The sequence below is a fragment of the Frankia sp. CoBUL1 genome (genome assembly GCF_978021245.1).
This window is the reverse complement of sequence record NZ_CDXDOS010000031.1, coordinates 5,003-15,609: the sequence shown is the minus strand read 5'-3', so window position 1 is coordinate 15,609 and position 10,607 is coordinate 5,003. Positions and strand designations below refer to the sequence as shown.

11 protein-coding genes are annotated in these 10,607 nt (G+C 71.4%); 5 read left to right on the top strand and 6 right to left on the bottom strand.

The features are described from left to right. Nucleotides 1–400, bottom strand: a 400-nt coding sequence (locus AC08OX_RS04890) for a hypothetical protein (RefSeq protein WP_476606713.1), incomplete at its 3' end; no start/stop codon positions are given. 209 nt (nucleotides 401–609) lie between these two features. Between AC08OX_RS04890 and AC08OX_RS04885 the strand changes: the two genes are divergently transcribed. Together AC08OX_RS04885 and AC08OX_RS04880 are read left to right on the top strand one after the other, a co-directional pair. Next, nucleotides 610–1,566: an NAD-dependent protein deacetylase gene (locus AC08OX_RS04885; RefSeq protein WP_476606712.1), complete on the top strand. Its 957-nt coding sequence runs from the start codon at nucleotides 610–612 to the stop codon at nucleotides 1,564–1,566. 2 nt (nucleotides 1,567–1,568) lie between these two features. Beyond that, nucleotides 1,569–2,300: a GNAT family N-acetyltransferase gene (locus tag AC08OX_RS04880; RefSeq protein WP_476606711.1), complete on the top strand. Its 732-nt coding sequence runs from the start codon at nucleotides 1,569–1,571 to the stop codon at nucleotides 2,298–2,300. Here AC08OX_RS04880 and AC08OX_RS04875 read toward each other — a convergent pair. Both AC08OX_RS04875 and AC08OX_RS04870 read right to left on the bottom strand, forming a co-directional pair. Beyond that, nucleotides 2,287–4,917, bottom strand: a complete 2,631-nt coding sequence (locus AC08OX_RS04875) for an AAA family ATPase (RefSeq protein ID WP_476606710.1) — start codon at nucleotides 4,915–4,917, stop codon at nucleotides 2,287–2,289. The two genes, AC08OX_RS04880 and AC08OX_RS04875, sit on opposite strands and share 14 nt — an antisense overlap. Further along, nucleotides 4,914–5,297 (bottom strand): chaperone modulator CbpM, encoded by a 384-nt coding sequence (locus AC08OX_RS04870; protein WP_476606709.1) that lies wholly within the window; start codon nucleotides 5,295–5,297, stop codon nucleotides 4,914–4,916. The genes AC08OX_RS04875 and AC08OX_RS04870 overlap by 4 nt, the downstream gene beginning before the upstream one ends. A gap of 67 nt (nucleotides 5,298–5,364) precedes the next feature. Between AC08OX_RS04870 and AC08OX_RS04865 the strand changes: the two genes are divergently transcribed. Continuing rightward, complete coding sequence (locus AC08OX_RS04865) at nucleotides 5,365–5,886, top strand: Ada metal-binding domain-containing protein (RefSeq protein ID WP_476606708.1); 522 nt, start codon at nucleotides 5,365–5,367, stop codon at nucleotides 5,884–5,886. A gap of 133 nt (nucleotides 5,887–6,019) precedes the next feature. Here the strand turns inward: AC08OX_RS04865 and AC08OX_RS04860 are convergent, their stop codons facing one another. Beyond that, nucleotides 6,020–6,412, bottom strand: coding sequence for a protealysin inhibitor emfourin (locus AC08OX_RS04860; protein WP_476606707.1), 393 nt, complete (start codon nucleotides 6,410–6,412; stop codon nucleotides 6,020–6,022). A 39-nt stretch (nucleotides 6,413–6,451) separates the two neighbouring features. After that, a complete protein-coding gene (locus AC08OX_RS04855; protein WP_476606719.1) occupies nucleotides 6,452–6,784 on the bottom strand; it encodes a YnfA family protein in 333 nt (110 codons plus the stop codon). A 211-nt stretch (nucleotides 6,785–6,995) separates the two neighbouring features. On the opposite strand from AC08OX_RS04855, the gene AC08OX_RS04850 reads away from it, so the two are divergent. Together AC08OX_RS04850 and AC08OX_RS04845 are read left to right on the top strand one after the other, a co-directional pair. Next, nucleotides 6,996–8,246: a thiamine pyrophosphate-dependent enzyme gene (locus tag AC08OX_RS04850; RefSeq protein ID WP_476606706.1), complete on the top strand. Its 1,251-nt coding sequence runs from the start codon at nucleotides 6,996–6,998 to the stop codon at nucleotides 8,244–8,246. A gap of 101 nt (nucleotides 8,247–8,347) precedes the next feature. After that, complete coding sequence (locus AC08OX_RS04845) at nucleotides 8,348–10,024, top strand: aldehyde dehydrogenase family protein (RefSeq protein WP_476606705.1); 1,677 nt, start codon at nucleotides 8,348–8,350, stop codon at nucleotides 10,022–10,024. 190 nt (nucleotides 10,025–10,214) lie between these two features. On the opposite strand, the gene AC08OX_RS04840 is transcribed toward AC08OX_RS04845, so the two are convergent. Beyond that, nucleotides 10,215–10,586 (bottom strand): hypothetical protein, encoded by a 372-nt coding sequence (locus AC08OX_RS04840; RefSeq protein WP_476606704.1) that lies wholly within the window; start codon nucleotides 10,584–10,586, stop codon nucleotides 10,215–10,217. Between the last annotated feature and the right edge of the window lie 21 nt (nucleotides 10,587–10,607).

The window sequence follows — 10,607 nt, the reverse complement described above, 5'->3', positions numbered from 1 at the left end:
CGGCGATCGCCTCCCCGGCGTGAACCAGCACGGCATCTCCGGGATGGGCGTCAACCAGGGCGATGCCCACCTCCTCCGTTCCGGCGGGAGTGCGGACGACGGCGAGGGCTCCGGGCAAGAGGCGGATGACCTCCGCCTCGATGGTCTCCTCCGACCGGGCGATGCGCCCGGCCGCCTCACATACCGGCGCGGCCGGACCGGGATGGACCGAGGCCAGCTCAGCCTCCATCGCGGCCGGTCGGCCCACGCTCGTGCCGGCGGCCATGCCGACGGTTTTGACGGTGGTCCTGGTCGTGGTCGACGCGGCTGACCTGCCGTGAGCGACTGGGCCGGAGGGGTGGCGCCGGGCATCCCCCGACTCGGCGTGCCTGGTGCCGACCTGTGCGTTCTCGCCGTCCATCGTCGTAACCATCCTCGGGAAGGCTGGCTTCGCCGCAACCGTACGACTCAGAGCCTGATCACACCACACAGCTACGACGACTACACGACGTATCGATGCCGGTGTCCGAAACATCAACCTGCCGGGACGTCTTCCCCCGGCTCCATCCCCGGACGGGCAGGGAGCGGTGGCGCGGAACGGGCATCCGGGGCACGGGCGGATCGGGCAGCATGGACGGTGTGAGGGACGGTGCGCGACAGCAGGCGGCGGGTGGCGGGGGCGAGGCGTTCGACCGGCTCTGCTCGCTGGTCGCGGCCGGCGGGGTCGCGGTGGTAACCGGTGCGGGGCTCTCCACCGACTCCGGTATTCCGGACTACCGGGGTCCGAACGGGGCACTGCGCCGTCACACCCCGATGACGTACCAGGAGTTCACCGATGATCCCGCGGCCCGGCACCGCTACTGGGCCCGCAGCCATGCCGGGTGGCGGCGGGTGGCCCGGGCGGAGCCGAACCCGGGCCACCGGGCACTGGCCCGGTTGGAGCAGGACGGCCTGGTGACCGGCGTCGTGACGCAGAACGTTGACGGCCTGCACCAGCGCGCCGGCTCACGGCGCGTCATCGATTTGCACGGCAGGCTGTCGCGCGTGCTGTGTCGCGGCTGCGGCGACGTGAGCCCTCGCCTCGAGCTCGACCAGCGTCTGCGGGCGGTCAATCCCGGATTCCATGTCGGCGCCGCGCAGACCAACCCGGACGGCGATGTCACGCTCCCCGACGACATGGTCGCCGCCTTCGTCATGGTGGGCTGCCGCCGGTGTGGCGGTGACGAGCTGGAACCGGACGTGGTGTTCTTCGGCGCGACCGTGCCGCGGCCGCGTGTCGCGGAGGCGTTCCGGCTGGTCGAGGGGGCCAGGGCGCTGCTGATCCTCGGGTCGTCGCTGACGGTGATGTCCGGCTACCGGTTCGTGCTCCGTGCGGCGGAGCTCGACATCCCGGTCGCGATCGTCAACCAGGGTCCGACTCGGGGGGACAGCCGCGCGGCCGTCCGAGTCGACGCGCCTCTGGGCCTGCTGCTTCCCCGTCTCGCCGCCGCCGTGACGCCCCCGTCCGCCCGTTCTCCCGTCCCGCCCGGGCCGTTACCCGCTATGCGCTCGCTCGCATTCCCGGGGGACTACCCCCGGGAGCTGTGAGGATGGGGAGGATGCGATCGGTTTCCCATGCCTACCCGGGCGACCTCACGTTCCGCCGTGCGACCGAGGCCGACGTCGCGGCGATCGTCGAGCTCGTCGAGTCCGCGTACCGGGGGGAGTCCAGTCGCGCGGGGTGGACCACCGAGGCCGACCTGCTCGCCGGGCGGCGCACCGACGCCGCCGCGGTCGGCGCGGCACTGGCGGCGCTGGACAGTGTGGTGCTGCTCGTGCAGGACCCGGACGGAGCCCTCCTCGGCTGCTGCCACGTGGAACGACGGGTCGAGCCACCGGCCCGGTCGGGGCACGCGGCGACCGAGGTGACCCGGTCGGGGTATGCCACCCACGGGCAGGCTGACGCGGAGCGGTGTGGCCCGGATGCATCACCGTTGATCGGGTCCTACTTCGGCATGTTCGCGGTAAGCCCGACCCGCCAGGGCAACGGGCTCGGCGACACCCTGCTGCGGCTCGCCGAACGGCACGCCGTGACGGCCTGCTCCGCGGCCTGGATGGACCTGCTGGTCATCGCCCAACGGGCCGAGCTGATCGCCTGGTATCAGCGGCGCGGATACGTCCTGACCACCAGAACGAGCCCGTTCCCCTACGACGACGAACGGTTCGGCCGGCCGCTGCGACCGGATCTCTACTTCGTCGTCCTCCGCAAGAGGTTCGGCGACCGCCCGGGGTTCAGCGACCGCCCGGGGTTCAGCGACCGCCCGGGGTTCAGCGACCGCTGAGCGTGCCGGACCGTCCGTGCCGGACCGTCAGCGTGTCTCCGGCGAGGTCGACGACCACCGCGGAACCGTCGTCGACCTCACCGGCGATCATTTCCCGCCCGAGCCGGGTCTCCACCTCGCGTTGCAGGTAGCGGCGCAGCGGGCGGGCGCCATGGACCGGGTCGTAGCCCTGACGGGCGATGAACATCCGGGCCGGCTCGGTGATGTCCAGGGTGATGCGCCGATCCGCCAATCGGGCCCGCAGATCGTCCACCAGCAGCTCGACGATCCGCTCGATCTCGGGCAGGGTCAGCGGGGAGAACAGCACGACCTCGTCGAGCTGGTGGAGGAACTCGGGCCGGAACGCCCGGCGCAGGTCGGCCGTGATCCGAACGCGGACCTCGGGCCCGGCTGTCCCATCGGCGTCCGGACCGCCGGTGAGCCGTTCGGACCCCACACCGGAGGTCAGGATGACGACGGTGTCACGGAAGTCGACGGTGCGTCCCCGGGCGTCGGTGAGCCGACCGTCGCTCAGGACCTGCAGCAGGATGTTGAGGACGTCGGCGTGTGCCTTCTCGATCTCGTCGAACAGCACCACCGCGTAGGGCTTGCGTCGTACCGCCTCGGTGAGCTGCCCGCCCTCGACGAGCCCGGTCTGGCCGGGTGGGGCGCCCAGCAGCCGGCCGACGCTGTGCCGCTCCTGGTACTCGCCCAGGTCGATGCGGATCAGGCTGTCCTCGGAGTCGAACAGGGCCGTCGCCAGGGCCCGGGCCAACTCGGTCTTCCCGATCCCCATCGGCCCGAGGAAGAGGAATGACCCGATCGGGCGGCGCGGGTTCCCGATGCCCGCGCGGGCCCGGAGCACCGTGTCGGCGACGAGCCGCACCGCCTCGTCCTGTCCGACGACCCGGGCGCGCAGGACCTGGTCGAGGCGTCGCAGCTTCTCCCGTTCCCCCTCGAGGAGCCGGGCCACCGGGATCCCCGTCCAGCGGGAGACCAGATCGGCGATCTCGTCGGCGGTCACCATCTCGCGCAGCAACCGGTGGCCGCCCCGCTGGGGGGTGAGCCGTTCGGACTCGTCGGCGAGCCGCCGGTCCAGTTCGGGCAGGCGGGTGTGGCGCAGCTCCGCCGCGGTCCCCAGGTCGTGTGCCCGTTCGGCATCCTCGGCCCGCCGCCGGGCCTGTTCGATCTCCTCCCGCAGCCCCCGGACCCGCCGAATGGCCTGGCGTTCGGCCTCCCACCGCGCGCGCATCGTGTTCGCCGCGGCCCGCACGTCGGCGAGTTCCCCACGGAGCTGGTCCAGGCGGGCGATGCTCGCCGGATCGGATTCCTGCGCGAGTGCGGCCTCCTCGATCTCCAGCCGGACCACCCTACGGGTGATCTCGTCGAGGCCGGTCGGCATCGAGTCGATGTCGGTGCGCAGCATGGCGCCCGCCTCGTCGACGAGGTCGATCGCCTTGTCCGGCAGGAAACGGTCGCTGATGTACCGATGGGACAGCACCGCCGCCGAGACCAGGGCCGCGTCGGCGATCCGAACCCCGTGGAAGATCTCCAGCCGTCCTCGCAGCCCGCGCAGGATGGAGATGGTGTCCGCCACCGATGGTTCGTTGATTATGACGGTCTGGAACCGGCGTGCGAACGCGGGGTCGGACTCGATCTGCCGGCGGTACTCCTCGAGTGTCGTCGTCCCGATCAGGTGCAGGTCGCCGCGGATCAGCAGCGGCTTGAGCACGTTGCCGGCATCCGTCTTCCCTTCGGCGGCACCCGCCCCCAGGACGGCGTGCAGTTCGTCGACGAACAGCAGGATCCGCCCCTCGGATGCCTTGACCTGGGCCATGACCGCCTTGAGTCGTTCCTCGAACGCGCCGCGGTGCGCCGTCCCGGCCGCCAGCGCGCCCAGGTCGAGCTGGAACACCCTCCTGTTCCGCAGGCTGTCCGGAACCTCCCCGCGGAAGATCCGGTCGGCGAGGCCCTCGACGATCGCGGTCTTGCCGACTCCGGGGTCGCCGAGCAGCACGGGATTGTTCTTCGTCCGGCGGGACAGGATCTGGATCACTCGGCGGATCTCGGTGTCCCGCCCGATCAGGGGGTCGAGGCGGCCGTTGCGGGCGTCGACGACGAGGTCGCGTCCGTACTTCTCCAGCGCGTCGTCCGTGGCCGTCGGCGAGGCGGAGAGGATGCGCCGGTCTCCGCGCACCCGGGTCAGCGCGATGAGCAGCCGTTCCCGGGTCAGACCCTGCTCGTGCAGGATCCGGCCGGCCGGTGTCGTGGGTCCCTCCTCGAGCAGGGCCAGCAGCAGGTGTTCGACCGAGATGTACTCGTCGCCGAGGCGGTGTGTCTCCCGTTCGGCGGCGTCGAGGGCCCTGGACAGCCGCTGCGTCATGTACACTTCGCCCGGTCGGACCCCCGGTCCGGACACCCGCGGTCTGCGCTCCAGCTCCGTCTCCACCGCACCGGTGAGGGCGGGTGGGGTACCACCCGATGCGACCATGAGGCGCGGGACCAGCCCGTCCGGCTGCTCGACAAGCGCGGCGAGCAGATGTTCCCCGTCGACCTCGGTGTGGCCGAATCGCATCGCCCTGGTCTGGGCCGCCTTCAGCGCGTCCTGGGCGCCCTCGGTCAGCTTGGTCAACTTCATCGGTGCTCCTCGCCGGGGCCGTCGCGGCCGGGGCCGTCGCGATGGCCGCGGATGCGCTGTTCGAGTTCGTCGATGCGGTCGCGCAGGTCCAGCACGACGCCGGTGGCCGTATAGGTAATGCCGAGGTCGCGGCGCAGCCGTTCGATACGCACCGCCCGCCCGACCGCGCGGATCGGCAGCCACCACTGCCCCGCCTGGTCGACGCGCACGTCGAGCAGGCCGAGGGCGACCAACCGGCGGACGATGTCCGGACCCAGCCGGGTGAGCAGGCAGAAGGAGTCCAGTCCGAGAAGATCCAGACCGGGTTCGACGCCGCCCGGGTGGGTGATCCGGGTGACCGGGACGGTCGGGCCGGGATCGCTTCCGACGGCCCATCCCACGATTACCTCCTGCTGATGGATACCTCTTGCTGATGGGCCGATCCGGTGCTCCCCGCCCGCATGGGAGATGTGGAGGGCCGGTCCGGAGGAGCGCACCGCCCGTGCGGCGGAGACCTGGCCTGGGCGCGGGTACGGTCGAGTCAGATCATCTCCGGGTAGTGGTCCGATTACCCATGTGACCGTAGGTCGGACCCGAGGGCGTTCGCAACCAGAGGTGACGACTCAACGACGGATAGGTGTGGTCTCCGGGGATGGCCGCGCTTGCCAGGCGCCTGCGGGCACGACGTCCGATTTCCGCCAGCATGCGAGGCGGGACTCGTCGAGAGTGGGTGGAGTGATGACGGACCGGAGCCGCTACGAGGCGTTGCGTAGCCAGAACACGCGCTTCGATGGCGCGTTCTTCTTCGCCGTCACCACCACCGGCATCTACTGCCGCCCGAGTTGTCCAGCCATCACGCCGAAGCGGGAGGACGTCCGGTTCTTTCCGACGGTACCGGGTCGAGGACGGGCAGGTGTGGTCGATCCTGGCATTGCGCGGCCAGGGTGTGCAGTTCGGTGGCGTTCTCGAACGTCAGCATCCAGGGGGTAGCAGCGGCGTCCGAGCGTCCAGCCGGGACGGTCCCAGTGGTTGCCGAGTCGGTCCAGGCTGGCGAAGCGGTGCCAGTCGTCAACGACTGAGCCCGTGGTGCGCGAGGTGGTCAACCTCGCTGCCAGCGACACCGCTAGGGACGGCTCGCGGGCAGCAGCGGCGCGGTGCGCAGCAGCGCCAGCAGCGGGCGGACCTCGTCGGGCACCGGCTCGGAGAACGTCCGCACCGCGTGTTCCCCAGGCCGATCGATCTCCAGGGTGTAGACAAACCGGTCCGCGCCGACGTCGCGCTGCTCCCGGGCTTCGGTGGAACCCCGGACCTCGGTGGAATCTACCTGACCGGCATCCGCGGCGTCCGTTGTGGCCGCGAGATCGCTGCGGCGCACCGCTCCGCGGACCAGACGGCGCAGGTTCTCGGCCTCCTGTTCACTGAGATCGGCCGTATCCAGACCGCGGCGCACACTGCGCCCGAGAAGCCCACCGGAACGCTCCAGCACGACCCGTACACGTTCCGCGGTGCGCGCCATAAGCCAGATTGTGCGCCGTCAGCCGTCAGCCGTCAGCCGTCACACGCGCCGGGCGTACATGATGACGGCGACGCCGAGCAGGCAGATCGCGGCTCCGGCGAGGTCGTAGCGGTCGGGCCGGAAGCCGTCGACGGCCACGCCCCAGAGCAGGGAACCGGCGACGAAGACCCCGCCGTAGGCGGCGAGGATCCGGCCGAAGTGCGCGTCCGGCTGGAGGGTCGCGACGAAGCCGTAGGTGGCCAGGAACCCGATCCCGAGCCCCACCCAGACCGGTCCGCGGTGCTCGCGCACGCCCTGCCACACGAGCCAGGCACCACCGATCTCCATGACCGCGGCTACCACGAACAGCAGCAGAGACCGGACGACGCCCACGTGCGTCACGATAGTCAGTATCCTCCCGGCATCGTCATCCTTCCGGCATCGCTCTGCGGCCTCGGAATCCTGTGGCCGAAATCTCGTCGTTACCGCGCCCGTGTTTTCACCCTGCCCGCACCGCGTAGTGTCGCATGGGTACACCGCTCTTTTTCGATGGTTTCCGATGGTAGGACGTCCTGCGATCCCCCGGTGGGGAGGGGTGCTCGGTATGAATGTCGTACGGGATCCGGAACTGATTACCGGCGGGCCGATGCGGCGGCTCGAACCGGATTCGGTGGACGGTCTCGCTCCGCATCGTTTTCCTGGCGCGTTCGGGGAGAACACCTCGCCCGCGGCGGGTGAACTCGACGACGGCGGCATCCGACTGCTCGCCCCCGATGGTTCGCTGGTCGCCGATTCTCGGTTCTCGGTGCTCGCCGACCACGAGCTGCGCATGGAGTTCTACACCTCCATGGTCCTGGCCCGCCGGCTGGACGAGGAGGCCACGGCCCTGCAACGTCAGGGTGAGCTGGTCCTGTGGATCCCGCTGCGGGGGCAGGAGGCTGCGCAGGTCGGATCCGCCGCGGCCGCGCGTCCCCGGGATTACCTGTTCCCCAGTTACCGGGAACACGCGGTCGCCTGGCACCGCGGTGTCCCGGTGGTCGAGGTGATTCGGCTGCTGCGGGGAGTGAGCCACGATGGCTGGGACACGCACCGTCACAATATGGCTAATTACACGATTGTTCTGGCGGCCCAGACGCTGCACGCCGTCGGTTTCGGGATGGGGGTGCTCCTTGACGGTGCCGCCGGCACCGGTGCCGGCACCGGCGACACTGGCGATACCGGCGGCACCGGCGGCACCGATACCGACATGGCGGTGATGGTGTATCTCGGTGACGGTGCGATGAGTCAGGGTGATGCCAACGAGGCATTCGTGTGGGCGGCGAGTTTCGGTGCGCCCGTCGTCTTCTTCTGCCAGAATAATCAGTGGGCGATTTCCACGCCGAGCCGGCGGCAGTCCCCGGTGCGGTTGGCCCGCCGGGCCGACGGGTTCGGCTTCCCCGGCCTGCGCGTCGATGGTAACGACGTGCTCGCGGTGCACGCGGTGACCACTTGGGCGCTCGACCATGCGCGCAGCGGTCGCGGCCCGGTGCTCATCGAGGCCAACACCTACCGGATGGCCTCGCACACCACCTCCGACGACGCGACTCGGTACCAGCCGCCGGACGAGATCAACGCCTGGCAGGCCCGGGATCCCATCGAGCGCCTCCGTCGGCTGCTCGCCACCGAGGTCGAGGCCGGCTGGTTCGACGAGGTCCGCCGGCGGGCCGACGTCGCCGCGGCCGATCTGCGTCGGGACACCCTTGCCCTCGACCCGCCGGACCCCTCCTCGATGCTCGACCATGTCGCCGCGGAGGAGACGGCCGATCAGCGCCGGCAACGGGAGTGGTTCGCCGCGTACCGCGACTCGTTCCTCTGAGGATGATCTGAGGATGACGGGACTCGTTTCTCTGCGGGTGGCGGTCATATCCTCGCCGGGTAAGGGAAGGACGTTCCGCCACCAGCGGCGAGGAGCTCCCCATGCGGCCGACCCCGCAGACCCCGCAGACCGTAGCGAACCGGGAGACCGGGGTGATTGAGGCGGTCGGCCCGGAGGCAGGCATCGGGACGCTCCTGTCGACGGATCCGGCCACCGGCGCGGTGGTCGCGAGCTTCCCGGTGATGGAGCCGGCCCAGGTGCGGGCGACCGTGGCGTCCGCCCGGTCGGCGGCGGGCTGGTGGGCGGGGCTCGCGGCGGCACGGCGGCGCGACCATCTGCTGCGCTGGGCGGCGCACCTCGTCCGTCACGAGACCGAGCTGATCGACCTCCTGCACGCCGAGAACGGCAAGACCGCCGCCGATGCCCGCATCGAGCTGCTGCTGACGTTGGAACACATCCGCTGGGCGGCCCGCAACGCCGCCCGCGTGCTGCGGACCCGTCGGGTATCGCCCGGCCCGTTCCTGGCGAACCACACCGGACGGATCGAGTACCGCCCGTTCGGGGTCGTCGGGGTGATCGGGCCGTGGAACTATCCGCTGTTCACCCCGAGCGGTTCGATCGCGTATGCCCTGGCAACCGGTAACACGGTGGTCTTCAAGCCCAGCGAGTACACCCCGGCGGTGGGCGCGTACCTGGTCGCGGCGTTCGCCGCGGCGAATCCGGACGCGCCGGCCGGGGTCCTGACCATGGTCACCGGCTTCGGTCCGACCGGTGCCGCTCTGTGTACCGCCGGGGTCGACAAGATTGCCTTTACCGGTTCGCCCGCGACCGGCCGCCGGGTCATGGCGGCCTGCGCGTCGTCCCTCGTCCCGGTGGTGATCGAATGCGGCGGCAAGGACCCGCTGATCGTCGCTGACGACGCCGACGTGGCCGCCGCCGCGCGGGCAGCGGTCTGGGGGGCGATGTCCAACGCCGGCCAGACCTGTGCCGGGGTCGAGCGGATCTACGTGACCGAGGCGGTCGCCGCGCCCTTTCTCGCCGCACTGCGCCGCGAGCTCGACGGGGTTCGTCCCGGCGCCGACCGCGACGCATCTTACGGTCCGATGACGATGCCCGGCCAGGCGGCGATCGTGCGCCGCCACGTGGCCGACGCGCTGGCCCGCGGCGCGACCGCCCTGATCGGCGGGACGGAGTCGGTGGAGGACACCTTCATCGAACCGGTCGTGCTGGTCGACGTGCCGGAGGGCAGCCCTGCCGTGCAGGAGGAGACCTTCGGGCCGGTCGCCACCGTCCGGACCGTCGCCGACGTCGACGAGGCCGTCACGCTGGCCAACGGCACCCCGTACGCGCTCGGTGCGACGGTCTTCTCCCGGTCCCGGGGAGACGAGATCGCCAGCCGGCTCGACGCCGGGATGGTGTCCGTCAACGCGGTGCTGGCGTTTGCCGGGATGCCCGCCCTGCCCTTCGGGGGCAGCGGCGAAAGCGGGTTCGGTCGGGTGCACGGCGCGGAGGGGCTGCGCGAGTTCGTCCGCCCCCGCTCGGTCGCCACCCTGCGGATGCACGTGCCGGGAGCGACCCTGACCACGTTCCGCCGGGCGCCGGGTGCGCTCGCCGTCGCCGCGGTGGCGGCGCGGCTCCGGCACGGCGGCCGGGTGGGGCGGGTGGCCGGGCGGGTCAGGCCCCTCGGCGGGCACGTCGGGCCGGACGAGGGATTCCGTCCCGGCAGGCTCCGGCTCCGGCTCCGAAAACCATCCGGAAGTCGCCCAGACGGACGGTGAGCCGAGGCCGGTGCCCGGTGAGGAAACCCAGCTGGCCCTCCGCCGCCGGGTCCCATCGTGATCGGTGCAGGGCGAGATTGGAACCTCCCCGCCCGCGGCAGGCGCTCACGGAAGCGCCCCGGTGGCATCGGGTCGCCGCGGGCGGGGAGGGATCGGGTGGGGGCGCCTCGGGGAAGGGACGGCCCCGGTCTCAGGGGCCGCCGGCCCGACGGCAGGGCACCACCCGGTAGCCGGCGATACCGGTCAGGGTGCGGGCGTGTTCGTCGGCGAGCCGGGCCGTGGGCCAGCCGGTCAGGGTTTCGACCGGATTTTCCTCGCCGTCGAGCACCAAGATCGAGTAGTTCGTCGGCGTCCCGTCCCGCACGGGAATCCAGTTCGCTGCGGGCCGGCGCGTCGGCAGGGCCCGGGAGGGGGCACGCGACAGGTTGTGCCCCCTCCCGGTATAGATGGCCGCCCGCTGCCCGCCCGGCGATCCGCCGCCGATGGTCGGCGATCCGGCACGGGGGCGGCCACCTTCGGCGGCAGCAGCCAACAACCCGCGGGGAGAGCCCGTCAGCGTCACGAATCCTCCCTGTCCTCCGAA